General features: G+C 45.5%; 19 protein-coding genes. 3 read left to right on the top strand and 16 right to left on the bottom strand.

The features are described 5' to 3' along the window. Position 1 precedes the first annotated feature (1 nt). The 3 genes from DUL71_RS02705 to DUL71_RS02695 form a co-directional block, all read right to left on the bottom strand. On the bottom strand, positions 2-3,460 hold the full coding sequence (locus DUL71_RS02705) for a SusC/RagA family TonB-linked outer membrane protein (RefSeq protein ID WP_244228686.1): 3,459 nt from the start codon (positions 3,458-3,460) through the stop codon (positions 2-4). Positions 3,461-3,610: 150 nt separating this feature from the next. Further along, the gene (locus tag DUL71_RS02700) at positions 3,611-4,579 is read right to left on the bottom strand and encodes a FecR family protein (protein ID WP_114936609.1); all 969 of its coding nucleotides are present in this window, start codon (positions 4,577-4,579) and stop codon (positions 3,611-3,613) included. Positions 4,580-4,648: 69 nt separating this feature from the next. Continuing rightward, positions 4,649-5,251: an RNA polymerase sigma-70 factor gene (locus DUL71_RS02695; RefSeq protein WP_161964359.1), complete on the bottom strand. Its 603-nt coding sequence runs from the start codon at positions 5,249-5,251 to the stop codon at positions 4,649-4,651. 609 nt (positions 5,252-5,860) lie between these two features. Here DUL71_RS02695 and DUL71_RS02685 point away from each other — a divergent pair. After that, positions 5,861-8,953 (top strand): lantibiotic dehydratase, encoded by a 3,093-nt coding sequence (locus DUL71_RS02685; RefSeq protein WP_161964358.1) that lies wholly within the window; start codon positions 5,861-5,863, stop codon positions 8,951-8,953. A 59-nt stretch (positions 8,954-9,012) separates the two neighbouring features. On the opposite strand, the gene DUL71_RS02680 is transcribed toward DUL71_RS02685, so the two are convergent. From DUL71_RS02680 to DUL71_RS31830, 11 genes are all read right to left on the bottom strand, one after another. Then, positions 9,013-12,147 (bottom strand): lantibiotic dehydratase, encoded by a 3,135-nt coding sequence (locus DUL71_RS02680; RefSeq protein ID WP_114936605.1) that lies wholly within the window; start codon positions 12,145-12,147, stop codon positions 9,013-9,015. A gap of 29 nt (positions 12,148-12,176) precedes the next feature. Beyond that, a complete protein-coding gene (locus DUL71_RS02675; RefSeq protein ID WP_161964357.1) occupies positions 12,177-13,400 on the bottom strand; it encodes an HlyD family secretion protein in 1,224 nt (407 codons plus the stop codon). A 71-nt stretch (positions 13,401-13,471) separates the two neighbouring features. Next, on the bottom strand, positions 13,472-15,658 hold the full coding sequence (locus DUL71_RS02670; RefSeq protein ID WP_114936603.1) for a peptidase domain-containing ABC transporter: 2,187 nt from the start codon (positions 15,656-15,658) through the stop codon (positions 13,472-13,474). A 15-nt stretch (positions 15,659-15,673) separates the two neighbouring features. Then, on the bottom strand, positions 15,674-16,924 hold the full coding sequence (locus DUL71_RS02665) for an ABC transporter permease (protein WP_114936602.1): 1,251 nt from the start codon (positions 16,922-16,924) through the stop codon (positions 15,674-15,676). Further along, positions 16,921-17,184: a hypothetical protein gene (locus tag DUL71_RS02660; protein WP_154402298.1), complete on the bottom strand. Its 264-nt coding sequence runs from the start codon at positions 17,182-17,184 to the stop codon at positions 16,921-16,923. The genes DUL71_RS02665 and DUL71_RS02660 overlap by 4 nt, the downstream gene beginning before the upstream one ends. 148 nt (positions 17,185-17,332) lie before the next feature. Continuing rightward, on the bottom strand, positions 17,333-18,370 hold the full coding sequence (locus DUL71_RS02655) for a hypothetical protein (RefSeq protein ID WP_154402297.1): 1,038 nt from the start codon (positions 18,368-18,370) through the stop codon (positions 17,333-17,335). Positions 18,371-18,401: 31 nt separating this feature from the next. Next, on the bottom strand, positions 18,402-19,316 hold the full coding sequence (locus tag DUL71_RS02650; protein WP_114936599.1) for a hypothetical protein: 915 nt from the start codon (positions 19,314-19,316) through the stop codon (positions 18,402-18,404). A 2-nt stretch (positions 19,317-19,318) separates the two neighbouring features. Then, positions 19,319-20,194, bottom strand: a complete 876-nt coding sequence (locus tag DUL71_RS02645) for a HEAT repeat domain-containing protein (RefSeq protein WP_114936598.1) — start codon at positions 20,192-20,194, stop codon at positions 19,319-19,321. A 147-nt stretch (positions 20,195-20,341) separates the two neighbouring features. Next, a complete protein-coding gene (locus tag DUL71_RS32645; protein WP_279629784.1) occupies positions 20,342-20,464 on the bottom strand; it encodes a hypothetical protein in 123 nt (40 codons plus the stop codon). A gap of 390 nt (positions 20,465-20,854) precedes the next feature. Further along, on the bottom strand, positions 20,855-22,042 hold the full coding sequence (locus DUL71_RS02640) for a lanthionine synthetase LanC family protein (RefSeq protein WP_114936597.1): 1,188 nt from the start codon (positions 22,040-22,042) through the stop codon (positions 20,855-20,857). Between the two features lie 12 nt (positions 22,043-22,054). Continuing rightward, on the bottom strand, positions 22,055-22,204 hold the full coding sequence (locus tag DUL71_RS31830; RefSeq protein WP_154402295.1) for a hypothetical protein: 150 nt from the start codon (positions 22,202-22,204) through the stop codon (positions 22,055-22,057). Between the two features lie 90 nt (positions 22,205-22,294). On the opposite strand from DUL71_RS31830, the gene DUL71_RS02635 reads away from it, so the two are divergent. Together DUL71_RS02635 and DUL71_RS02630 are read left to right on the top strand one after the other, a co-directional pair. Next, the gene (locus DUL71_RS02635) at positions 22,295-23,356 is read left to right on the top strand and encodes a sensor histidine kinase (protein WP_114936596.1); all 1,062 of its coding nucleotides are present in this window, start codon (positions 22,295-22,297) and stop codon (positions 23,354-23,356) included. A 2-nt stretch (positions 23,357-23,358) separates the two neighbouring features. Beyond that, positions 23,359-24,078, top strand: coding sequence for a LytR/AlgR family response regulator transcription factor (locus tag DUL71_RS02630; RefSeq protein ID WP_114936595.1), 720 nt, complete (start codon positions 23,359-23,361; stop codon positions 24,076-24,078). Positions 24,079-24,511: 433 nt separating this feature from the next. On the opposite strand, the gene DUL71_RS02625 is transcribed toward DUL71_RS02630, so the two are convergent. After that, a complete protein-coding gene (locus DUL71_RS02625; protein WP_114936594.1) occupies positions 24,512-25,972 on the bottom strand; it encodes a hypothetical protein in 1,461 nt (486 codons plus the stop codon). Next, positions 25,969-26,259 carry a hypothetical protein gene (locus DUL71_RS02620; protein WP_114936593.1) on the bottom strand — a complete coding sequence of 97 codons (291 nt, stop codon included), beginning with the start codon at positions 26,257-26,259 and terminating at the stop codon, positions 25,969-25,971. Before DUL71_RS02620 ends, DUL71_RS02625 begins: the two co-directional genes overlap by 4 nt. Between the last annotated feature and the right edge of the window lie 257 nt (positions 26,260-26,516).

Genomic DNA, 26,516 nt, shown 5'->3' with positions numbered 1-26,516 from the left:
GTTAGAAGTTACAACTCAGTTTAAAACCGTATGAACGGATGCCGGGTAATGCAAAGTGCCCAACCCCCTGGTAGCGTGTATCTGATATACTCATGGTTGTTTCCGGATCAAAACCAACCGTGGCCTTAGTCCAGGTGTAAAGGTTATAGCCAATTGCCGAAACAGACAGGTTGCTTATAAAAGGAATATGACGCAGCAGGTTTTTACTTAAAGTATAGGTTAACGCTACCTCCTTTAATTTAAGGTAGGTTGCGCTATAGGTATCATTCTGATAGTATTTCCAGTGCTTATTGTCATAATAATCAGCAGCAGAGATAATGATATTGTTTGGGCGGTAAGTACCGTCGGCATTGGCAATAACACCTGGCATAATCATACCATCGTTTCTTTTTACACCGTCGCCATCGGTCCAGGCTAAACCGCCATGCGCGGCGTCGCGGCCTGGAATAGTAGTGGCGAGATAGCCGTCGTCTATCAAGCCTTTGGCCGCATATGAGTAATATGAACCACCGTTGCGCCAGTCTAACAATACGTTTAATGTTACCGGGCCATAACTAAAGCTGTTATCGATACCCAACATAAAATCAGGATTGTAATTACCAATCTTTTCAAAATCGGTTGATTGCTGCATTAAACCATTGCTGGTAAGTAAAGCCTGGCCGGCATAAGGTCCGCTGGTTACTTTTTTCCAGCTTCTGGTATAAAAATCGCCCATCTGGGTTCCTTCCTTAATCAGGTACTCAACGTTGCTGCCATCGGTACTACCCAAAAGGTAATTGGTAATGCCAGGTGTTAAGGTTACTACCTTATTGCGGTTGCGGGTAAAGTTAAACTGGGTTTTCCATGTAAATTTACCTTTAACCGGCGTTGCGTTTAAAGTAACCTCAATCCCCTCGTTCTGGATATTACCGGCGTTGATGAGCTTAGTGCTTGCGCCAGAGGCGATAGTTGTTGGTACCTGAATAATTTGGTTTTTATTATTGGTTTTGTACCAGGTAAAGCTCAGCCCTAAACGATCTTGAAAAAAACTAACATCGGCACCTGTTTCGTATGATGTGGCTATCTCTGGTTTCAGCTGGCTGTTTTTTTGGTTAAAGCTCATCGAAGCACGTTTTACAGCACCCCAATCGGTATCAAAAGGCACAACGCTGTAAAGCTGGTAAGGATCTGTATCAGAACCTACCTGCGAAATGTTTCCGCGTAATTTTAAATAAGATAATTTATCCCATTTAATACCCAATAAATCAGATGCGATAACACTTAGTGATGCTGATGGATAGAAATAAGAATTGTTTTCCGGAGGCAGGGTACTGCTCCAATCGTTACGCGCGGTAAGGTTTAAAAAGATCGATTGCTTGTAGCTGATCTCTCCCAAACCGTATAAACTATTGATGCGTTTTAGCGAAGCGCTTTCTGAATAAATCATAGAACCCGCAGCAGCGTTTGACAGGTTGTAGATACCCGGCAGCGTTAATGTGCCGGTATAGTTTTGTACCGAGCGTATTTTTTGATCCATCTGGTTAGCGCCGCCCGAGACAGAATAGTTGAACAGGGAACCAATTTTTGATTTATAAGTTAATAAGAAATCACTGTTCTGTTCTTTAAAATAATCGTTTTCGGTAAGGTAAGCGCCGGTAGGATTACGTTTAGCGCTGAACGGACGTTTTTGATTTACATCTGTTGAGTAATAATCCAGACCCGTACGCGCGGTAAGGGTAAGGTTATTCAACAAATCAACCGCAAGCTGTACGTGGCCTGTTAAACGGTTACGGTTAAATCCGTTAGTTTCCTGATAAGCAATTAAAAAAGGATTATCATCGCTTGATAAGGGATTGTACTGTTTAACGCCTTCTTTACCTGGCGCCCAATAGTTACGCAAATCATTTATGTTGATGTTAGGCGCTAACTTGTAAACCTCGTAAGTTACACTTTCGCTGTTGGCAGATGGACGGTTATCGCTCTGGTTATTGGTGTAAGCAATATTGGCGTTAATTCTGATTGATTTTCTGATATTGTAATTACCTGAAAAATTAAGGTTGTTACGTTTCATATCCGTATTGGGCACTATACCTTTGTTTTGCATATTGGTATAAGCAATTCTGAAATCACCCGCCTCACCCGATTTTGATACCGCGATATCATTAGTGAAGGTGTGCCCTGTGTTAAAAAAATCTTTTACCCGGTTTGGGTATGAAACCCAGTCTGTTGCAATAGGGTTGCCGCTGGCATCAAGCGGGCTGTTCCACTGTACCAATTTTTTTCCGGTGTTTAACCGTTGGCCCCAGGCACTTGTGCTAAGGGTATTGTCAGATGCCGGCGAATCGCCTGATCCATACTCGTTTTGCAGGTTAGGAAACAAGTAAGCGCGATCAAAAGTGGCGGTTGAGTTAAAACTAATCCCAAGACCTTTTTTTTCGGCGCCCGATTTTGTAGTGATCAATATAACACCAAAACCGGCACGGCTACCATATAACGCCGCAGCGCTTGCTCCTTTAAGCACGGTGATACTGGCAATGTCATCGGCGCTTAAATCACCCATTGGGCTACCATAATCAATGTTTTGTTTGCCATCGATACCTGCTGTTGGATTTTGCAGGCCTGGCGCAACCGGGATACCATCAATTACATAAAGCGGCTGGTTGTTTTTGGTAAGTGATGATTGCCCGCGAATGGTAACCATAACACTCGATCCCGGGTCGGCAGCCGAACCTCTTACGTTAACACCTGCTATACGGCCAGAAAGCGCATTCAAAACGTTTTGTTGTGGTACGTTACTCACGTTGGCAGCAGTAAGCTGAGCGCTGGCGTAGCCAAGTGATTTTTCTCGTTTTTTAATACCTAACGCAGTTACCACAACTTCGTTAAGTGAATTGGGTTGGGCTTTCATCACCACCGTTAAAGCAGCCGAACGGTCATCCCCTACCAAAACGTTTTTTACTACCTCTTTTTGAAAAGAGATAAATGTAACTTCAAGTGTATATGACCCGGCAGATACCGGGATGTTGAACAAACCATCCTTATCGGCAGTGGCAGATACACCGGCCTCTACCACGCTTATGGTAGCGCCAGGCAATGGTTCACCAGCTTCATCGGCTATCTTTCCCAAAATATGGCCTTTCCCCCCAGCGTTTTTACCGGCATTTGCCAGGCTGAGGATAATATAATTATCGATGGCTTTATATTTAACCGGTAAATCGGCAGTAAGCCACTTCAAAGCATCGGCAACGGTTGTTTTCTTTTTTCTTACGGTGATTTTTTTCTCCATCAGGGAGTTCACATCCTGATCGAACGTAAATTCAATACCCTGTTGGTCTTTAACCTGCTTTATAAACTGTTGCAGTGTTACCTGGCTGCTGTTAAATGTAATGGCGCGTTCGGTATTTTGCGCCTCTGCACGCGGAACAATTGCGCACAGCATAAAAACAAGCATCAAAAATTGATACCTAAATATTTTTTTCATTATTTTAGTGTTGATTATCGCAGGGGGTCAAAAACCTGCATTTTTGTTAATTGAATCTCCAAATTCAGTTGATATTCTGCGCCCTGCTCCAACGGGGCGCATATTTTTTTTGTAAAGTTTCCTTTTGGGGTACCTCCTTGTTTAATGGGTTTAATCAATATGTATTTCGTTATTAGTCAATTGATAGGAAAATCCGGCAGTTTGCGATAAGATTACCATTACCTGCTGTAACGTCTTCTGTTTAAAAGCGGCAGTGACCTGCTTGCCCGGATTATTGTTGTTTTTGCCGAAGGAGATATGCGCGCCATAATACCGTTCCAGTACCGGGGCTATATCACGGATGCTTTCCTGGTGAAATATGAGCATCCCCTTTTGCCAACCCAACACGTCATCGGGGTTAATATGATCTGTATTAATAGTGCCGTTATAGCTTAACCTATCACCGGGCAATAACATACTTGCATGCGATGAGTTGGTAACATTTACGCCCACTTTCCCGGTTGCTACGCTTACAGTTGTTTTTCTGTCGTGTGTGTAAGCGCTTACGTTAAATGAAGTTCCCAATACCTGAACATTTAGTTTTTGGGTATGGACTATAAAAGGATGTTGAGCATCGTGTACTACATTAAAAAATGCCTCACCGTCTAAATAAACCTCACGTTTGCTCCCGTTAAAAACATCTTTATAATATAGCGTACTCTGGCTGTTCAGGGCAACTTCGGTACCATCTGTAAGGGTGATCTTTTTTTGTTGCCCTGCTGATGAAGATACACTCAGCAAAGGCTGATTATTTGAAACGGGATTGCGATTACTGAAAAACAGGTAACCTGCCGAAAGCATGATCAATATCGCGGCGGCGGCACCCAAACTCCAACGCGGGAAGGCCAGCTTTTTAACCGGTTTAGTACTACGGTTTATGCGGTTCAAAACTTCATCTTGCCTAAAGTTCAACGTATCCGAAGTTTCGGTATCATCATTTAAAGCTTCCTCCAACAAAACAGCTTCCCATTCGGCATCGTATTGTCCGGATGTGATGATCTGTTTTACCTGCTCCAACTCCCGCGCGTTGCAGTTGTTGTTAGCGTACTTACGTAATAATAAAATGATTTCCTGGTTCATATTCCTGTCCTACATTGATAAAGACACCCAGGTTAGGCGGTATAACTATCGCCTAATAAAAAATATTTTTTATTTTTTTAGTAGGAGGATAAAAGCAGTCATTGCCCCTATTGCACCTGTAGCTAACAGGTGCTCTTTGATAGATTTAAGCGCCTTTACTATCTGGTTATTAACCGTGCTGTCGGCTATATTGAGTTCGCGGGCAATTTGTTTGTGGCTCATGCCCTCGCCTCGTCCCATTTCAAATATCAGTTTTCTTTGCGGGGGCAGGTTATCGATGGCCTGCTGTGTTTTGGCAAGGGTTTCGCGATATTGGATGGTCTCTTCAGTATTCTGACTGAATTCGGTCGCGTTGTTCATTATTTCATCAATGTAGCGGCCTTCAACCGCCTCACGCCTGATGAGGTTTAATAGATGATTATGGGCGAGCCTGTAAAGGTAAGATTGAATGGAAACCTGAATATCCAGATCGGCAGCGTTATTCCAAAGCTTAACAAAAATATCGTGAACGGCATCTTCGGCTATATCGTTTGATTTCACAAAGCGAATCGCGTAGCGATAAATTTGTTTGGAGTAAGCATTATAGATAGTTGTAAAAGCGCCCTGATCCAAATCTTTCAATCTGTCCAGTATTTCCCGCTCATTCAATATCGTATTAATTTTATCGGCCATCTGCATCCAATGTTTGGATACGGGCAAAATTATTAAACCGCGTTTTGAGCCTGCGATAAGGAATCTTTAAGTTATTGTAAACAACCTAATATTTTAACAGCTCTTATTATTGATCGGTGGAAAGTGAAATATAGCAGCTTCTTCCTGGCTGATTTGTAATAAGCGTGTTGACAAACGTTGGAATATAATTCTTTCACTAAAGAATAATTCAAAAAATTATTATCAAAATAATTTAGATGCGTGGCCTTATTGATAATATTTTTGGAATAATCCGTAAATCGTTTCAAATATCTTTGGTAGTTCGATTCCGTTTATCAGGCTGGCCAGGGAAGGATGATCATTGTTCTTCCCGAGAGCTTACGGCGTTATTGATAGTTATCAAGCCGGCGGTATTTTTGCAGGACAAGTATCCGGGATATTTTCGCAAACTGAATGGCTATCTCTTACAAAAAATGCCGGCAACCCAAATTACGGCTTTCCAAAACAAACTTTTATATTAATTTTATTCCGGATCTTCAAACCATAACCATTTCCGTTTTCAAGCAATGTTTGTTATCGTAAGAAATCCGATAACCATTTTCGCTATTGCTTTTGCCTATACCTTTCGAATTGAAAAACGTCTATACTATTTATCCTGACCTGGTTCTCAGGACGCCATTTTTAAGTTATCTCGACTATGATGTCGCTATCAATAAAAAAACACTCACCAACGCGTATCTTCATTTGGCTATTTATCTCGCGAGCCCGGCGTTTTATGAACTGCTTTCATCGGGCGGGTTTGAGCCTTCAAACCTTGATCCGAAAGTATTGCTAAGCCTCGCCAAATACTATAACCGGATGAGTTTCCGGGCGACACCCTTTGGAGGCTTTTCCAGTTGTACGGTTATCCGATGGACGACAGACGAACAGCTGGTACTCGATTCCCGGGAAAATTCCATTATGAAACTTAAACTGGACAACGAGCTTGTTACCCAAGCGGTCACCGCCGCCCGGGCGAAAATCCGCCATGACATTACTTACGTGGTTAACCCGACCTTATACCAATTAAACAAACATTTCCGCTACATTAAATCGTCAGAGCATACCAGGGACGGTAAAATCTCCTATTCAATGGAATCTTTCGAGTGCGATACGCTCACGCGGCGCCTGCTTAAATATGTCAAGCAAAAACCAATCAGGCAGGCTGATATTTTAGGCTGGATCGGGTCGCGGACTGGCTATAATGAAGAAGAATCACTGGATTATCTTAACTTGCTGGAAACTGCGCAGATCCTGAAAACAGACTGGACACTTAATATTACCGGACAGGACTACCTGGACCGGATTGCCAATTTAAAAGCGCTGCCAAAAAACAGTTTACCTGCCAAATTGCAAACTTACAATAAAGCGTTGCAGGTTGCCGGCTACCCGCAGACCGCCATGCTAAAGGATTTGTCCGCCAGGATCAATGTCCTGATGGAGCAGCAAAACCTGCGACAGCCAAGAGGCAATTTTTATGCAAATACATTCAGACCGCTTTTGTCCGGAGGCCTGCATATGAAATATCAGGACAAAATCCTCAACACCGTTGACGCGCTAAGGCAACTGGTGCCGCCTGCACAACCGCAAACCATGCGGCACTTCGTTAAAAACTTCAAAGAACGATTTGACAAACAAAGGATCAGGCTTTTAGAAGCATTGGACCCCGACGCAGGGGTAGGCTACGGAAACCTGACGACCATGTTCCAGGAACCCTTTTTACTGGAGAATATACAATTCCCTGATTCCGCTATTCAAACCCAGTCCATTGAATGGACAGCAGCACACCGTTTTTTACTGCAAAAATGGAACGAAATGAACGCAAACAGCCTTCCGTTTCTCGCGATAGACGTTTCGGAGTTGAAAATGCCTGAGCAAAAAAACGATCTTGCGTTGCCGCCTTCGATATGCGTTATGTTCAGACTGGCGGGCGAACATCTGATACTGGAAAGCGCCGGAGGAGCGTCCGGCACTTCCATCATAGGCCGGTTTACCGCGCTCGATCCCACGTTCCTCGGGATTGGTCAGGACCTGGCAAAGATGGAGGAAAGCAACAACCCGGATCTGTTATTTGCAGAGATTGCGTTGGTCTCGGATGCCCATGTCGACAATATTAACAGGCGGGCGGCGGTCTATTCCTATGAAATACCAATAAATGCACACTCCGGTTATCCATTGGACAAGCAAATCCATTTAACAGATCTGTTTATTTCTGTAGTGGAAGACCAAATAGTCCTCGAATCAGCATCCTTAAAAAAAGTAATAATTCCAAGGCTAAGCTCTGCCTATAACTTCAATAATAACGATCTGGCTATTTTCCGGTTCCTGTGCGACCTACAGTACCAGGGCCTGCATGCTAACTTAACTTTTGACCTGGAAAACTTTTTCCCCGGCATGGCACATTACCCCCGGGTCACTTTAAACGGGGTTACCATTGCTGAAGCGAAGTGGCATCCGGGAGAAGAATTGACCAAGATCTCGAACCTTAACCCGGAAAATGCAATAGCAGAATTTTCAAAAATCAAACACAGGCTCCGTCTCCCGGATCTGATCTGTGTGTCGAAATCCGATCAGCAACTTGTTTTTGACCTCGCTAACAAGGATGAGCTATTGTTTTTCTTTGCCGCTATAAAAGATCTGAAGAAACCGCTCCTGAAAGAGTACATTTTACCGGATGCCACATCAGCGAAAGTCAGGGACGGCGCCGGTCAGCCGTATACCAACGAGATGATTACTTTTCTTTACCGCCAAACACCGGCGTATTTAAACAGGCATGTTCCGGCGGTCCCGGTAAAAGCAGCAACAAAGCGTGCTTTCCTTTTAGGCAGCAGCTGGCTTTACCTGAAAATATATTGCACAGCAGCCAGCTCCAATGAACTGTTGACCGGGCAATTATTACCATTGATCAGGAAGTTCCCTAAAACAGAACCGGTAACCTGGTTCTTTGTCCGGTATATCGATTCGGGCTATCACATCCGCTTCCGCGTGAAAATCGAAGAACCGGGGATCGGGCCCCTCATCACTCAATTTAAGGACCGTCTATCGGATGTCTTTCGTTACCAGATCATAAAAGAATATCAGGCGGACACTTATCAGCGCGAACTGGAGCGTTACGGCACTGATCTGATAGAGGACGTGGAGAATTTCTTTTACCAAAGCAGCAACCTGTTACTCCGGTTCATAGCAGCAGGCGGAGCGGACCTGTATGGAGAATACACTATTGCGATGGCGACCGTTATTGAAATGCTGGAGATTTTCATTCCCGAACCTGACGGGCAGCTGAATTTTCTCAGCCAGATGCGGGATTCATTTCTTATGGAATTTATGGCAGATAAACCACTCCGGCTTGGCCTGGATTCCAAATACAGAAACCTGAGAAAAGAAATGGAAAGCCTGCCGCCTGAAACAAACTTATACCGGCGACTGCGACTGAAAGCACACAAAAGCGAATTTGACCGGTCTGTTAAAAACCTCGCAGCGGCCGTTATCAATGAAGACAAACATCGCCGCAACCAGTTACTGGGCGATTTAATCCACATGCACCTGAACAGGGCATTCGCCAGCCACCAGCGAAAACAGGAGCTGGTCGTTTACCACTGTATTTATAAATTAAAGGTATCCGCCCGTGCGCGAAATAAACGGCCGGCCCAGCCGGATTTAGCGGCCGAAAAACAATATGTATAATATCAAATACAAATTTTTCATTCGTTGAGCTTTACCAGGTAAAACATTAAAATGCAGGATTACCATATGCCTGCTAACGCATCTGCTTTCGCTGCTTTGGAACGATACATCCGGTGCAGGAAAGCATAAATAACAGTCTCATAAACCCGCTGGTGCCCCCTGAAGACGCGATTGAGCAACATATGGATATGGGCTGCGACAAGGTCATCGATACGCGCTTTTCCTTTTCCATTGTTTCTTTGTATGATTATATCAGCCAAAGGCCGGACCCCTGCCCTCCAGTTGTTGATGATCAGATCCAGACCGCCGGAGCCATTTTGCAAATTATCCAAACCTGAATTCAATATGGCCGTCTTCTCCCTGTATAACTTATTGATCCGGTCTCTCATTGCAGCGCCGAACTCTTCTAAATAATTGCGTTCCAGCCCCCCAAAGAACTTCAATTTATCATGATCGCCATACCCGAAAATGCCCGCCAACTGATCGGCGGCATTTATAGCAAACAACAGCCGCATGTCAAAATTCTCTCTCAACCAACTCAACGCGTTCACGGTCAGCACGCTGTCATGAAAAAACACCAGTTCTGAGACTGTCATCGAGAGCTTCCCGTAGCGTTCCACTTCACGGCTGTAAGTGTCCGTTTGCAATTTCCATATCAAATTGTTAGCCAGGCTCTCTTTCAGAAAATCCCGGACATATTGGATAACGGCACCCGTATTATCAGGGTCTGACAAATGAATTCTCAGCCGGATATGCGGATCGGGGTCATTATAACGGATAAAGAACCAATGATCGGCGATTCCTTCAGCTAACAAAGCTGCGGTTAACAACCGGATCTCATTTTGCAACAAAGCATCAGCAGTTTTTTTTCCGCAGTAAACTTTAAAATACAGCCACTCCGATCCGATCGGAAAGCTTCTGGGCCTGAAATCTGCTGTTTCCATTGCGCCGTTATCAACATTCTCCACAGCAACATCCCCCTTTTCGCATTTCAGCACCGCGATCATTTCATTGGTGAAAGCTTCGCCCTTTTCGTTGCGCACGGCAGCGCGCCCGTCATCGAACAAAAACTCTTTCAGTACAACACTTTCCCGGTTTTTAAGCATAGTGCCGAATACCCTCAGGCTGAACTCATCTTCAAAGTTTATCAGAAGTTCGTTGTCTGCCTCGATCAACAATACAAGCGCCGGCAACCGGTATTTGGTTCTCCAGTCAAATATCCGTCGCCGGCCCTCATCTCCTCCAGGATCAGCATTAAGGAGCGGATAGATATCTTCAAAATCAATCTTCGATAATTGCCATGTGGCCCGAAAGACGATCACCCGGCCGATCTCTACGCGGGGCAGAAACTTAAATTCACCGGCCAAAGCGCCCCAGTGAAAATAAAGCCCGTTCTTCGATCCCTGAAACTGAAGGTCCCCGAGAAAATGGTAAAGCGGCAACGCTTTGTGCCGGAAATTGTGGGCGTTATCTATACGGGGTATAATCTCCTGATTTAACGACCGGGACCGTAAGTATAACTTATCATTACGAATGGAAAGATAAAGATCGCTCAGTGCAATTTGTTTATCCCGGAAATGGGATTTATTAGACAAATAGGCGATCTCAAGATCACGCATCATCGGTTTCACCAGCACATTCCCGGTCCTGCTTTCCGGTAGATGTGAAAGCACAGCGATGAGGGAAGGCCCATAGTATTCCTTCTCTGTTTCAGCAACCTCAACGGCGATCCGGCGGATATTGTCATCAACAGCGGCAAAACGACCCAGCATATGATTCGCCGAAGGGCCACTGATATGTTTAATAAGCAGCGTGTAGTCATCTGCTGAATCCATAACATAGCTGAAGGTCAACGCTAAAGTTGCAGGCAGCGTAGCAGCCGGATCTTCCAATCCTTTTACATCCGCCTCGCTGAGCGTCACGGTATATTGATCCCCGGCTCTTGCTTTCAACAGCAACCGGAACAAAAAGGACTGGTACCTGTCCCACTTGATATCCCTTGTTTCACTGCGCTTATGCTGACTGTTCAAACTTTCCAGAAAGGGGTCGGCATTTCCGGTGTGATTGGTGTGCGCGCCGTAACCAATCCCCCATTCATTGTCAAGAGCCTCCAAAAGCGGCACTTCCTGATATTCATACCTGGCAAAAAAAAGTTTTTTAAAAGTGCCCAGATCAGACTCTTCAAACGGAGGGGTGACCACACGAAGGACCTCTACCGCCCGTAACAGCGACTGCTGCAAAACAGACTTTTTATGCTCTTCAGCGGCAGTATTCCCGATGTCCCGGAATGAATCCGTTTGAAATAATTTACCCAGGTCATACGGGACATTAAACGCATCAAGCCTGGCAGCTATATCCAGATACCGCTCTTTTTCATTTCCGTTCCCGAGGTCAAGGTCTTGCAACCGGCGCTGCACGTCGAGCAACAGGGTTACAATATCCTGCAGCCTGTCATCCGGATGATCCCGCTGCAGCCTTACCAATGTCCGCAAGGTACTTTCAAGCAGTTCCCCGCCGGTTACCGATGGTTCGAGCTCGCTAACCAATAACTGACCGTCGATCAGCTCGTTGGCAAAAGCCCGGATATCTCCCTGTGTTTGTTCATCGTCGTCGAATACAGCCATAAGCTCTTCCAGTGTTATACCCTTGTCCGCACAGGAGATCAGGCGCTCGATATATTCATCAAATTCAACCTCGCATAACTGATGTACCCTTTTTTTACCGGCAAAAAAATACTCTACATAACGGAGCTTATTCCCGTCATGATACAGGCTCGTATTCGGATAATACTTTAGATAAGGCCTGATGAACTCCGTTTGCTCCAAATGCCGGACCAGGGCACAGGTAAATTGCATATCCAACCTCGTGCTCCGTTTTAATTCCTGATTCGCTATCAGGAATGAATTGCCCCATGCTGCTGCGCCGCACCCGGCGAACAAACCGAATGGTGTACAACGACTGTGCATGCGGTAAATATATTTGAGCAGCGAAACGGATAACTTCTTATCCGGCTCCTCAAAAAACCCATTGCCCGTTTTTTCAAATTCAGCAAGCAGTTCCGGCGACGAAAGGAACAGGGCTTCGCGGACCCTTTCGTCATGAAGTACCGTCTTCAAAGAATCGCGGTTAAACGCCTTTTTAAAAGGCCTGAGCGGTGTTCTGATCACCAGTTGAGGGTGAAATGAATATTTCAAAGTGTGATATGCTTAATGGTATAAAAAAATTAAAGGCCCGAAGGTCCCATGCCCCTGGTAACAGATCTGGTGAGCCGTTGAAATAACGTAGATTCACCGGTTATGACTTCGGCATCTCCTTTCAATGCTTCCCGGACCCAGCCGGGCAGCGTCGTGTTTTCCCGCAGGCTTACAAAGGCAGAACACGGTAAACCTTCCGCGGATAAGTCATTGATCCTGCTGATATGGCCGTCTACACGGCCGAATTCTTCAAAGGGATAGCCATCTATTTTCACAATGACCTGCTGCCCCACCCTAATCCTTCCCAGTTTATCCGGTGGTACGATCATGATACCAAATAACTGGCCCCGGACCGGATTTATATGAAAGACCTCCCGCCCGGCAGCTATCTCATCGTTCTCCTGGATATTCCCGGTGTACATCAGCATCCCGGATACAGGAGCAGTTAACGTATATTTGAATTTCCAATCCTCAATGGCCGTGATCAGGGCCGTCACAGCCTGTTCAAAACCGGCTTTATTCACCGCTATGAGATTGTCGAGTTCAAATAATTCTTTCCTGACCGCCGATACAGCGATCTTATTACTGATCATTGCGTTCTCATTTTGAATCAGCGGCATTTTTTTTGCGAGATAACTACTCTCCTGTGCCCTCATCTCCGCTTTTGTTTCCACATGTTGTGCTTCGAGCCGCTCATGCATGGCGTAATCATCCCCTGCAAGTGAAACGTTTCGCTGTGAGAGCGCCTGCTGTGATTGCAGTTTTTGATATTGCTGCACTAAATATTGCTGATCCCGCGTAAGGGCTGTTCTTTTCTGCCGGTAATAGGTCTGCCTGCTGCTATCGGCGTACGCCAGGTACTTCTCGTGAAATCTGGCAAAAGCATCCTGAACGTCGCCCAGCTGATCCCCCCCAAGCAACAATACCGAGTCGCAATCCGGCTTCAAACCGGCGGAAAGCTGTTTTTTCAATTTAAGAAGTAAGGGTAACAAGCGTAACAAATGCACATGATCTGCAGAACTTTCCAGGTAAGCCAGTGTAGTACCACGCTCTACTATGGCTCTGTCACTGACCAGTATCTTTACGAGCCGCGCATGCTCCTGCACACTCACCGTTTTCGCCTGAGCCGTCGAACTGATGGTGATGCGGGTAGTAACCGTTTCCGGGTAATGGATCAGCAGTGCCAGCATGGTGAATAACAGCGAGCATACCAGCAGCGCATTAATCCCGGACCTCAACAACCAGGGGGGCACTGCCGTCAACATTTCATGAAGTTCTTCGGAATGGCCGCCCCTGGCGAGCTCATCGTCCTGTAGTTCTGAATTCATAAACCCAATGCCAGTTGATCTTTAACCAGATTATAATAGTCCCCGCGAAGGGTGATGAGTTCTTCATGCGTCCCTTCCTCCGCAATCCTCCCCCTGTCCAGGAAAACAATATGATCCGCATCCCGGACCGTGCTCAGCCGGTGTGCTACAACGACCACTGTCCTGCCGGTAAAAAAAGCTTTTAAATTTTCCATTATTGTTCTTTCATTACTGGCATCCAGTGCGTTTGTAGCCTCGTCAAAAAACAAATAATGAGGGTCTTTATATACCGATCTGGCGATAAGTATCCGCTGCCGCTGCCCCTGGCTGATACCGTTACCCTCAGGGCCTATTTTGGTCTCCATACCCATGGGCAACTGATCTATCAGATCCTGAAGGTTTGCAACCCTGACGGCATGTGCCAGCCGATCCCGGTCAGGCCGCTCATGTCCCACGGCGATATTTTGGGCGATCGTGTCAGAAAATATAAAGCCATCCTGCATAACGACCCCGCATTGGGCGCGCCAGGTATCGAAAGCGATCCTGCCAAGCGGCTGACCGCCAACCCTGATCTCTCCGCCGTCAGGCTCATAAAAACGTAGTAATAATTTCAAAACCGTTGTTTTACCGCTCCCGCTTTTTCCGACGATAGCCGTAGTCTTCCCGCTCCGGATCCGGAGCCCCACCTTATCGAACACATGCTTGTTTCCGGCTCCTGGATAGCTAAAGCTCAGGTCCCTGACAGTAATTTCTTTATCATGGGGAATGGCGTTATTCCGTCCGGCAGCAACCGGCTGTTCGTCTTCCATACTATGGATTTCGTTTAAACGCTCCAGGCTTATTTTAGCGTCCTGGTATCCCTGCACGAAACCCAGGAATTCCCGGACCGGAGCATTGACCTGTCCTACGATATACTGCACGGCTATCATTCCGCCAAAACTGAGGTGTCCGCTAATTACCGATTTAGCACTAAAAAATGTAATCAATACATTGATACCCTCGGAGATAAAGGTCAATCCACCCTGCTGGTACTGGCTTAATGAAAGCAGTTTTACATTAAGCTTGAATATCAGGGCCTGTAAATGTTCCCATTGCCATCTTTTATGTTGTTCACAACCATTGAGTTTGATTTCCTGCATACCATTGACCAGCTGCACAATGGCACTTTGATTCTTTGCTCCGGCTTCAAAGCTTTTGTAATTCAGCGCCCGTCTCGGTTTCAGGAACAATAAAACCCAAAGCACATTGGAAACACTGGCGGCCAGGAACAACAAAAAGATATAAAAATTAAAATAAGCGAGCACTAGTGAAAAAAGCGCCAGATTAAATAAGGAAAATACCGTATTGAGGGCCGGCCCGGTCAAAAACGTTTCGATTTTCTTTTGGTCATTCATGCGCTGCATAATATCCCCCGTCATTTTGCTGTCGAAGAATTTCATAGGCAATTTCATCAGTTTGATTAAAAAATCTGTCAGGACCGAAATATTGATCCTCGTGCTGATGTGTAATAATATCCACGCCCTGATAAAGTCAACCGTCACTTTTCCGGCAATCAGGGTCAGCTGCGCAATAAGTATCACAGTAATGAAACTAACGTTACGCGTTTCTATCCCGGTGTCCACGATGGACCTGGCCAAAAAAGGTATGATCAATTGAAAAACGCTGCCTAACAAAAAGCTTAGCGCGAGCTGCGTAAACAATTGGCGGTAACGACTGATATATTGTAATAAATACGACCAGGAAACCGCCCTGTCCGCAGCCCCCACCCCTTCGGATTCCCGCAGCCGGGGCGTTGGTGTAACCTGCAGCGCGATACCTTTGCCTGCCGTCAGCCAGGCCTTATAAAAGTCGCTGCCATCCAGTTCAAGCAAACCGGCCGCGGGGTCTGAAACCCAAAACTTGTTTTTTTTGATGCGATACAATACCACAAAGTGATTTTGCCTCCAGTACAATATACTCGGCAGGCTGAGGTCATTAACCTGGGCGTCCCCTATGCTCACAGCAAGTGTGCGAAAACCGATTTTTTCCGCGGCTTTACTGATTCCCAGCAGGGATACGCCGTCACGGTTGATCTCACATAAATTGCGGATGTCCTGGATAGCGATATTAACTTTGTAAAATCTGGCGATCATTTTGAGGCAGGTGGGCCCGCAATCCATTTGATCCGGTTGTTTAAACCAGGGAAATTTCTTCAATGCTTTCATCATCAACCACCAGTTCTAATTTGATCGCATGGCATCCACAGGGTTCATGCGGGATGCCGAAACCGCGGGGGCGATACCGCTGATGATCCCGATCACTACCGCCAAAACCGATGCCGTAAAAAGCCGGTCCGGACCGAGGGAAAGACCGGCAGCGGATACCTCGTTGACAAGCGCGGTTATCAGGCCGGATATCAACACCCCCACCACGGAACCAAGCAGGCAGAGCATGATCGCTTCAAAGAGATATTCAAGTAATATGTAATAGCTCTTCGCCCCGATCGCCCTTTGTACGCCGATGATCGATGTACGGCTTTTAACTGAGACGAACATGATATTGGCTATGCCGAAACCTCCGACAAGCAATGAAAAAGAGCCAACTATCCAGCCGGTAATTTCCATGGCATGATACAATTTGCCAAAGGCGTTAACCAGGATCGTCGTATTATTGATCGAAAAATTGTCTTCAGCCTGAGCCGGCAGGCGTCTTACCGACCTCATTAAAGATTGGATCTCAAATTTAAGATCGGGATCTTCCGTACCGCTTTTCGGTTTGATCATGATAGCCGGTTGATAGAGCTCCAGGTTCAGGTTGAGTACCTTCGCCGCAAACCCATTGGGAATGTAGATTTTATCATCGGCAGAGTTATTGAATACATCCTTTCCCTCCTTTTCTATGATCCCGATCACCTGCACTTTTCTGCCCAGCAAAGTGATGGCCTGCCTGTCAAAAAAATTGCTGTCCAATCCCAGGCTCCGGTAGATATTCCAACCGATCAACGCCACCTTCAAACCATTCCTCTGATCGTTTTCATTAAATTTCCTGCCCCATCTCAGCTTAACTTCACTGATTTTGTCAAAGTCTGCGCTATTGGAAGAAATGGTGCCGTTATTAATGTAGTTATCCCCATACTTAATGGTTTGATTGGTGATCGTATTATTAAAGGAAATATAACAAGGTGTCTGGAGCCGCCGTTCCAGGAAATTAAACTCGCTCATTTTTACTACGGGCCGGTTCAGGTATCTCCACCAGGGCACGTCATCCGTAAACTCCCATGGGTATTTTTCGATGTAAGTCACACTTGTGCCAAACTTGTCAACACTGCGTTGAAGGCTCCCCTTCATATGATCGACAATAGAAAAAATCATGATCAGCATGAAAATCCCGATGGAAACACCGAGGATCGATAACAGGGATTTCATACCACTTTGTTTCAAGTTCTGGAAAGCCCGGGTAAAAGCAGCGGCCAGCATCCTGACAAAAATCATTTTGAGCTAAGTTTAAGAAATGAAATAAAAAGTACGGAGGCCGCAAGCCCGAGCATACTCAGCAACAGGAAAAGTATGGTCTCGGTAAAAAAGGTCCCGTTGTTTTGCCAGCGGTACAAAAGATAACACGACAGAAATGCAGCAGGCAGGGTGGTGTTGATCCCCGTCAGCAGGTAATCCAGCAGTTGAAAATGAACCTTAGTTTTACGGATGCTAAAAAAAAGCAGCAGCAATGTCACGAGCAGGGTGCTTCCTGACACAGACAATAAAAGGCCAAGGCCGATTGTCCAAAAGCGGCCGGCGATAACTGAAATGATAAGCGAGCAGCAGGAACACAACAGAATCGAAAACAATATATACGTCAATATTTTCATAGTAATCATAGTTTCCCGGGGGAACGGAAGGCCGTTAAGCCCCCGCGTCAGCGGCCGACATGGCTAATTTTTCATTCAGGACCTCCCGGAACAATGTTTTATTGTCAACATGAAAAGCAAGCTCCCGGTAATTTTTCACCTTCCCATAGATAAAATATAAACGGCCCGGCTCATGAAGCTTCAGTACCAGGTTGAAGCTATCCAGTTTTTTCAGGGGAGAAAGCGGCTGTAACTCCGAACGGTTCTCTGCTGATGGCCCGGCGGCTTCCAGCACCGCGATATTTTTTAATGGAACCGTTGTTTCGGAAAGCAGCCCATATCTCAGGATCAGCGAATCGCCGGTGATTTCTATAGGTCTTTTAAAAAATGCCCTGGCCATTCCCCATAACTGCAGGCCCGCGTATATACTGATCAGGGTAAGTACCCAGGCTATTTTCGGGCTCCATTTGCTTAACAATAAATGAAATGCCGTGGTTTCTATCGCAACCATAAATATCAGCACCCCGAAAAGCGCAATAGTCCCCGTCTCCTTATGGTAACTGAACCTGCGGTCGTCATAAACCATTTTCTGATGGTTAAAAAAAAGATAATACATCGCCGCAAGCTCGGAGGAAACAATATCCGAGACCCGGTTGGGAATGATCGAAAATGAAATCCGCTTTAACTCCGTATAAAAATCCCCTGATGTATCCCCTGCTTTTTTATAAGCGCTCAAAGCTTTCTTTACCCTGATCACTAAAAAAGCTATACTTAATACTTCGATAACAGGAACGATCCAGATCTTCAGCTGGCGCAACAGCCCCTGACCTTCTGCAGGCACCAGCCAGCTCGCTGCCACAATTCCTGCGGTAAACAATACAGAAGCAAGCACCTTGCTTCCCCCTGTTTGTTTATTGAACAGCAAGGGGACCAGCGGCAAAACAATAACCAGGTCTAAGGTCATACCGATGTCCAGGGGTTTGCCGTAGCGATGCGGCGCATGGGTGACGACCAGAACAACCAGAATAACGGTGCATATGGAAACGACAGCTGCGGGAGGCCAGAAGGAGTTTGTTATTTTTCTTACATACATCGATGAACAGTTAAGTTGTGGAAATTCAGGTTCAGCTTTGGCGCTTCCTGAGTCCGTTATATAATGTGCCGTCTAAAAACAGCCTGGCATGACCGGAAACAATCTGGTGACCGTCCAGCATTGCCTCGTTCCAGATCGCAGTTCTTTCATTCGTTAAAACAGATAATGCGTCAAAAGCTTTCAGTCTGACATAGGGTATTTCATGTTTATGCGCCAAATCTTCCAGCAGGTTAACGGTTTTCGCATTCCCGAATTTGGCGGCCAGGTTAAACATTAAATATCTGCCTGTGCCATTATTAGCAGCGGTACCGACAATTTTCCTGTTTTCCAGGTCGAAATAGAACTGCTCCCGCCTGACAATATTCAGTGTTGTGGGTAAAATATTGATAGAAACAGAGTAATCTTCCGGTGGGAACTGGGAATGAATATCCCTGGAAGCACGATATAACATTGCTTTACCTTTTGGCAAACGCGTCTTTTCCAGGAACGTCAGGTCAACGCTTTCACCGGCATAACCGATAACGGAGTCCGGATCATATTCCCATAATTCGGTTCCGTAGCCTGAACCATAATAACCAACGGTAAGAAAATCAAAGTTATGGTCATGGGCCCGCAAGTAAAAATATAACTGGTCCTGCCATTGCCTGATATCCTCCCTTTCAGAGGAAGGGGGCCAGATATTCAGCCGCATATAATAATTAGCATGTTTGAACAACATCAGGCTTTGCGCTGAATGCGTATTATTGGCCTGGAACAGCCCGGTATCACTCAGCTCATCGTGAATGATGTCCGTTATAAATGACGCGTTATTCGATAACATCTGCAGCTTTTCGGTACAGGCGGCGAGTGTTTCCACATCATCGGGGTCGAGTGTGGCGGTAACAAACTCGATCAGTTCCTCAAAAGAAATGGTTTCGGTTGTATTGAGCGGATAGGAAATTGCCATAATTAAGCGTTTATTAAATTTTGTACCTGTACTAATGCCCCGGCAACTGATTTTTGGATCTGGGGATGCGGATCCTTTTTAAGATATTCCAGCGCTTCAACACCTTTGTTAAAATCGATCAGCATAATGGCCCTGGCCGCTTCCCACCGGACATTATAATCTTCATAATCCAGAAAATTCCACAGATGGGGAAGCGAAGCCGGGTCCCCGAGTTCGCCCAGTAAGCGAAGGGTATGTTCCAGGCGGGAGGAAATGGTGTCCCCGGTAATGATCTGTTTGGGGGTTTGGGTAAGCGTATCGTATTCCCACAGGAAAGCACTTTCATCTTTTGATGTTACGACCAGCAGGATCATGCTTTTATCCCCGCTTTCCTTAAAGACAATGATGTCCTCATGGGCTTTAAGTGACAGGATTTCCCCGTTAGCAAAAACAGCGTCCTTCGTAACCAGTTCCATCTTTCTTGATTTATCCAGTATGTCAAGGGGATAAGGATCAGGCTGACGAAACATATCATACCTGATATCGCCATCCGTCAATGACAGCATCAGGCGGTCTGCCGCAAAACCGGCGCACAGCGGTTTATCGGTAAAATCCAGTTCGTTGCTGTAAAACAGATTGAACGCACAGTAATCGCAATCAAACAAATTGATAAAGGTGAAGGAACCCGGGTTAGGAACATAGACCGTTTTTTCCAGCAACTGCGTTAGTTCATAGTCAATCAGATCATTTAAAAAACCATCACCCGCAAGCCGCTGTAAACCGTCTTTCAGGCAGGCGATATCCCGGGTAGGGTTTTCCTTGATCAACCTGCAAAAATCCCCAAGGCTTTTGATGGTATTGATACGGTTCAAACCCGCCTTTGAAAAATAATTATCCATATATCGTAAAGATCAATTGTTATCGTCTCATCTGACAACCGGCCAGCCTCCTGCACGGGACCACAGACCAATAATGTCAGTATAATTTATGTCCGGGATTTTAATTGAGAATGAGCCTGTATATTTCAACAAGCTCATTCCGGTAGCTTACAGCGCTATGATAACAACTACCACAAGGCTTACTACTGCTTGTGAACTTTGCTCACTTTGCACAGGGCTTACGTTTACTTCAAGGTCGTTTAAACGCACTCTTTTAAAATTCGTGTTCATAAAAAATGTTTATTAGTTTGTTTGTCCCTACATTGTCGTATTCGGGGTTACGTCTTCTACTCTGTCAAGGATTTTCGAAGAATACCTCCTCTTAAGGTCTTACCCGGCAGCGATCACGGGCACAATTCGCTCGTGATCGGCGTTGGCGGGTTCGGGTCACAACACAGGAAACCGGTACACCTCAGGTTCGAGGTAGTAAACAGCGCCTCCTGGTTTCCGCCTAGGACCATCGCCTGTTCTGCTTCCGTCAGCTTTGTAACGATCTCTTTCTTGAACCTTGGTTTTAACTTTTTCATTGGTTTTGTTTTTGGTTTTTTCCTACTCTTTCGGCTTTTCGGATTACGCCATTCCGACGCTATGTTAAACAGATCATCGTAATCAGTTCATCTGTCAGGAAAGCAGGAGACATTGATCCCATCCTTCCTGTTGAGGGTTAAGAAATGAGCCGTAACTCAACCCAACCCCGATCAGACCCTCGAGCAAAGTGTCACATGGTTTGAAATATCTTTTGGCGAAATTGCCTACCAGAAATTCATACTTATCCGATCCGTAACGTAAAGTATCCCTTAGCCAGAAATCACGGGCTTCCCTGAAAACAGGCTGGCCTGTAGCATCCCATACTTTATTGAATATGAACGAGATGCCGGAAGAACCATGGCAAAAACCGGCATCCACGACCATCGTATTATCCGGCGACCTCCTTGTTGTAAGTTTCTCCAACCCCTCCAGTGCGCGCGCTTCCAATCCGGTATCTCCCAGTAAAACAGCTGCCGAATAGAGTGTGTACCATATCCCCAGGTCACCGTAACACCAGGCCAGCCGGCTCCGGGTTTGCATTTGACGCCCCGCATGATAATCGTCAACGGAAATCATATTCGGAAAACAAGAGCCGGTCAACCGCGGGTCCCGGACATTGGCCAAAATGAACCGGACGGTCCCGTCCATCAGCCTCCGGCAATCCGCCTCCCGAATTTTGCTTTTCACACAGCTGCTGAAAAAACGCAGCAACCCGGCTGCACCATGGGCAAGGCCAAGATCATAATAAGCCCTGGATTCACCTTCTTTCTGCCGCTTCCACATGACCTGATCGCCCCGGGACACTTTAACATGGTCCAGGTAATCGATAATCTCGGCAACCGGCCCCGGATTGCCCCTGGCTAAAAAATATCTTCCTATCTTGAGGGCGCCGTTGAGCTGATCATAATTACCGAACCGGAGCAACCAGGTCATTGCCGGCTTCAGGTAACCATCGATATCAGCCAATATCTCTGTTACCTCGGCAATCTCCTGTCGTCCTAAATAAGACAGCACCCATCCCCAGCCCGATAAGGCCAGTGAAAAATCAAAATTCCTATTCAGGGAAGCCTCGATCCTTTCCATGCTGAACGCCAGATATTCCGACACTTTATCCAGATAAACCTGCTGACGGCTCCACAAAAAATGCTGCGCCATAAACAGCAGGTTGCCGGACATGCCCGTATAAACATCAATTGATTCCGGGATCTGGTCCAATCCGAGGAAATAAGCAGTTATTTTTTCCGATTCCCTTAAAACCTGATTTCTTAGATTTTCATCCATGACACCGGTATATTACCTGGCAACATTTAATATACCGGAGAACGTCGTCAGGATAGTGGTAGCTGTAGGGTCCTTTGTTGTTTCAATAGTGTAATTGTCATTTTTAAACCGGTAGATCGATTTAAGTTTCAGTTTAGGTTTATATTTATTATTTGTTTTCATAATTCTTTCTGAAACTATATAATCTGCAACTGCAATAAAAATTTATTCCATAAACTTGCGTTTGGTCTATGCAAACAGACTAAATACCTCATGAAGACTTTTTTTAAAACCTATTCCACCCCCTTAACCCATATATTATGCTGGACCATATTCATAACCTATGAAATATTATTTATCACCACCATTACCGGTAAAGCATTTGGATTTTCGGATTATTTCCTGCCTTACCTTATCAATATATCCTTATTTTATTTTCACTCCGGCTATGTCTTAGGCTCCGGGCACAAAGCACAAAGACCCCTCCCGATCCTGATCCCCGGCCTGATCCTCGAGCTCCTGGCTTACCTGCTGATCATTAAGGCAGTTGCCGACACCGAATCCCTGATCAAAGGTATCAGGCCGGTCTTCTTTCATTTCGACAAGCTGGCAGTGTTACGCTCCTTATGGCGCGGGGTCTACTTCATCTTACTCAGCACCGCATACTGGTTCGCCAGAAGATCCCTGGCCCAGCAGCGCCAGATCGCCGGTATGGAATATGAAAAGCTTAAAAATCTGATCGAAAAAAAAGAGCTCGAAAAAAACCTGATCCGGTCGGACAATGCCTACCTGCGGTCGCAGGTCAACCCGCACCTGTTATTTAACACCCTGAACTTTATTTACGGTGCCATCTATGAAATATCAGCGGAAGCCGCACAGTCGGTGATCCTGCTTTCAGATATCATGCGTTATTCGTTAAATGAAATCAACGACGACGGAAAAGTGCCCTTGAACCATGAAATCCTCCATATTAAAAATTATATCGCCATCACCGAGCTTAGAAAAAAGAACCGGCTCGGGATAAGCATTTTCCTTCAGGAAGATTGCGGTAACCAGCGCATTATCCCTTTGATCCTCATGACACTGGTGGAAAACCTGCTTATGCATGCCGATACCGACGGGAACACCGGTGACGCCTATCTGCACATCGCCTGTGAGGGAAACCTGTTGACCTATACCAGCCAAAACAGGAAAAAGCAATACAAAACACCGGGACACGGCATAGGCCTGTCCAATGTCAGGGAACGTTTAAAAACCTACTATCCGCATGGTTTTGAACTGGAACTGGACGACACCCCGGATTTCTACAGATTAAACCTTCAAATCTTATTATAAACATGATGATCACCTGTTATATCGTTGACGACGAAACCTACGCGATCGATATTCTTGAAAAATATATCACAGGCGTACCCTGGCTCCAACTTATCGGAAAGTCACAGAACCCATTACTGGCGTTAGATACCATCAAAAAAGAGCAGCCAGCCATTACCTTTCTGGATGTAGATATGCCCCAAATATCGGGTATCGAATACGCCGACCTGATCGCTGCGGCCACATCTATCGTTTTCACCACCGCTTTTCCCAGCTATGCCCTGAACGCTTTTGACAAAAACGCCAGGGATTTTTTACTGAAACCATTTACTTTCAGCAGATTTCTGCAAGCCGTGGAAAAATTCAAAAAAAGCGAACCGGCACCGCAGCCCCCTGCAGATCCAAAGCCCCCCAAAGACTATGCATTCATCAAAAGCGGGAACAAAAGCAAAATGGTGAGGATCCCGTTCAGCGACATCAATTACGTTGCCGGGGCAAGCAATTATATCACCTTTTACCTGAAGGGGGAAGAACATCTTACCCACATGACCATGAAAGAAGCAGCTGATCTGCTAAAAGACCATTCTTTTTTCAGGATCCACAAATCCTATATCGTCAATATCGATAAAATCAAGGTGATCGAAAACGGCAGCGTGATATTAACCGACAAAAGCATCCTGCCCATAGGCAATACTTACAAAGAAGCATTATTTGAAAAAATATCCCCCGGCGACCACCATTGAGCATTCCACCATTCAGCTTTTATAACAGCTATGGAACACCGGTTTTAGCATAAGCGCGTCAGGTTTGGTAAAGCCGAATAAAAGGCATATCATCCTTTTTACTAAGCAATCTTCTTGTCGGCGGAGACGAAAAACCGACCGACAACAGTTGTGGGCAAAATTCCCGCTGTACTGCAGACTTAATCCGCATAAAACAGGTTAAACAGGAGTATGGTCACATCCATGCTCCTGTTTTTCTTCGCCCAGATTTAGGTACCAGGCCAACCAGAAAACCTGTCAATATTATAGAACCCCAAACCAGTAAAGCGACTATCAGTACAAAAAAATCACCTTAAACATTTTAAAGCATTAATTAACAACCTGAGCACCGCAAAAGAAACAGTTCCTAAATAATTCCTGGCCGCCAACATCTCCAACCATGGCGGGCTCATCATCAACTGCTTTTATTGGCACTATTGTCAAGATTCAGGGTAATGTTCAGAAAACCGAAGAACTTTCCAGATTTATCATACTTGGCCACTAATTTAAACCATGGAGATTTCGCCGAAGGGCGGCCCTGGATCGTCAGGCTGCCGATAGGTTTGAAGCCATCCTCTTTCGTCTGTTTGCCGGCTATAATAAAATCACTTTCAAAAGCCAATTTAGCTTCCAGCAATGATGCCGCAGCCTTATCCGTAAACAGCACCCGGTTCAAACCGATCTGCAAAGCCCCTATATGCCTGTTTACTGGTTTATTAGCTTTGCTGGTATCCGTGCAGATCGTGTCGGCGCCCGTAATATTCAACTCCCAGGAGCGTATTCCATGACTGTTACTCCATAGCCCTTTCAGGTATTGCACGGCCGGCACATGTGAAAACTTCACTCCACTTGTGACATAAGCATAATTGTAACTAAACGTGAGGATAGGGGCCTTTGCAATCCTGTCACTCACTCTTTTGTAATCAGTTCTTAAATAGGTGTAGACCTCCACAAGATCTTTGCCATGAAGCGAGGACGCTTTCGCGGCAATCACTTTATTCACCGCTTTTGCGTACAGCTCCAGTGTGGGGGAATTGTCTGAAGGTGCCTTCCCATTTTTTTCGACACTATATAAATAGGCCTTCATCTCTTTCGCCAGCGGAGCTTCGAAATAGACCGTTGTTACAAAACTGCTAAAAAGATCCAGATGTGAATTTTTAACAGCGGCCTGTTTATCGACATCAAATACCCGGTATTTTAAATTCCCGCTGATATCCGCAAGTAAGAGATCTGCGAATTTTCTGAAATTAACGTCTGACTTAACATCTGGCGGCAGGTTTTGTAAGCCAATAAACGCGATTATATCCTCCAGTACACCGGTTTCTTCATTCCTGTCAAAATGCTGCCTGGCGATACGGATGATACCTGTGCTGATATCCGCCTGTTTGCTGTCATGGTAATGCTGTAATTCAGCCGTGAGCACTTTCTGAATACTGTCACGGGTTTGCTGATCCAGGGCACTCCAGAAGTTTACTTCCGACGCATCCCTTTTATTTAAAACATTAAAGCTTAAACCAGCCGAAAACCCGTTGATCGTACTGTTTTTATCCAAACCGCTTCCTATCAGTAATTGCGTATTACGCTGCCAGTGATGGTTCAGGTAATAAGTGCTTTTATTTTTCTCAACGGAGTCTTTCCCGTCCAAAGCGAACAAGGTTGCTTTAAGCGTTACTTTCTTATCCGTACTCGTCACGTTACTGGCCACAGCCTGCAGATAATTCGCCATAACCTGTTGCCTTTCCATTGTTTTCACTTGCTCCGCGCCATGCAAGGTTGTCCCCTTATCAGGCTGGGCAGGTAAATTGACTGCCTCCTGCCCGGCGGCCCGCTGTACCAATATCATCATGATCACAGCTACCCAGCTCAGCCTTCTCATTCGGCGGTCACGAATAAAACGATATTGTGCGGCGGGATATCGCCTGAAGGAAAATTGGTATCAATCTCTCCGGGTATATCACCAGTTATAGTCAAGGCGATATTTCCCGTGGCTCCGTCCGGGGAACTTCCCTTAACCCCCAGGATGTGATGGCCGATGTGAAGATCCAGAGACTTCGGCCCCTGGTCATCCTGATCAAAGATCAATTGCACATTGTTTTCGTCGCTGGTGATAATCAGCTGACCTCTCCCTCCTGAAAAGGCTGTGTTAAAGGTTACTTGTCCCATGATAGTGATAAATAAGGTTGTCAGCCACACCGCGCGGCTGCTACGTAAAAATAAATTTATTTTTACTTTATCAATTGATTTTCAGTTATTTATATTTTAAACCACAATGAAAATAAGTACTAATTATTAAGTTTTTAAAAAATACTTATTGTCAGACTATTATAAATTAACTAAAGCAATAAATAACCGCCGATCAGCATCCATTTCGTATCCGCCAGCCTTCAAAGTTTTTATTATCAAACTACTAATCAACAACT

The organism is Mucilaginibacter endophyticus, assembly GCF_003351025.1.
Classification (GTDB): Bacteria; Bacteroidota; Bacteroidia; order Sphingobacteriales; family Sphingobacteriaceae; genus Mucilaginibacter; species Mucilaginibacter endophyticus.
Note: the sequence above shows the minus strand (reverse complement) of the source record. Positions and strands in the feature narration are given on the sequence as shown.

What these genes read in the sequence shown, in the direction of transcription:
- DUL71_RS02705 (WP_244228686.1), bottom strand. Translation starts at nt 3,460, where the DNA reads ATGAAAAAAATATTTAGGTATCAATTTTTGATGCTTGTTTTTATGCTG.
- DUL71_RS02700 (WP_114936609.1), bottom strand. Translation starts at nt 4,579, where the DNA reads ATGAACCAGGAAATCATTTTATTATTACGTAAGTACGCTAACAACAAC.
- DUL71_RS02695 (WP_161964359.1), bottom strand. Translation starts at nt 5,251, where the DNA reads ATGGCCGATAAAATTAATACGATATTGAATGAGCGGGAAATACTGGAC.
- DUL71_RS02670 (WP_114936603.1), bottom strand. Translation starts at nt 15,658, where the DNA reads ATGAAAGCATTGAAGAAATTTCCCTGGTTTAAACAACCGGATCAAATG.
- DUL71_RS02665 (WP_114936602.1), bottom strand. Translation starts at nt 16,924, where the DNA reads ATGATTTTTGTCAGGATGCTGGCCGCTGCTTTTACCCGGGCTTTCCAG.
- DUL71_RS02655 (WP_154402297.1), bottom strand. Translation starts at nt 18,370, where the DNA reads ATGTATGTAAGAAAAATAACAAACTCCTTCTGGCCTCCCGCAGCTGTC.
- DUL71_RS02650 (WP_114936599.1), bottom strand. Translation starts at nt 19,316, where the DNA reads ATGGCAATTTCCTATCCGCTCAATACAACCGAAACCATTTCTTTTGAG.
- DUL71_RS02645 (WP_114936598.1), bottom strand. Translation starts at nt 20,194, where the DNA reads ATGGATAATTATTTTTCAAAGGCGGGTTTGAACCGTATCAATACCATC.
- DUL71_RS32645 (WP_279629784.1), bottom strand. Translation starts at nt 20,464, where the DNA reads ATGAACACGAATTTTAAAAGAGTGCGTTTAAACGACCTTGAAGTAAAC.
- DUL71_RS02640 (WP_114936597.1), bottom strand. Translation starts at nt 22,042, where the DNA reads ATGGATGAAAATCTAAGAAATCAGGTTTTAAGGGAATCGGAAAAAATA.
- DUL71_RS31830 (WP_154402295.1), bottom strand. Translation starts at nt 22,204, where the DNA reads ATGAAAACAAATAATAAATATAAACCTAAACTGAAACTTAAATCGATC.
- DUL71_RS02635 (WP_114936596.1), top strand. Translation starts at nt 22,295, where the DNA reads ATGAAGACTTTTTTTAAAACCTATTCCACCCCCTTAACCCATATATTA.
- DUL71_RS02630 (WP_114936595.1), top strand. Translation starts at nt 23,359, where the DNA reads ATGATGATCACCTGTTATATCGTTGACGACGAAACCTACGCGATCGAT.
- DUL71_RS02625 (WP_114936594.1), bottom strand. Translation starts at nt 25,972, where the DNA reads ATGAGAAGGCTGAGCTGGGTAGCTGTGATCATGATGATATTGGTACAG.
- DUL71_RS02620 (WP_114936593.1), bottom strand. Translation starts at nt 26,259, where the DNA reads ATGGGACAAGTAACCTTTAACACAGCCTTTTCAGGAGGGAGAGGTCAG.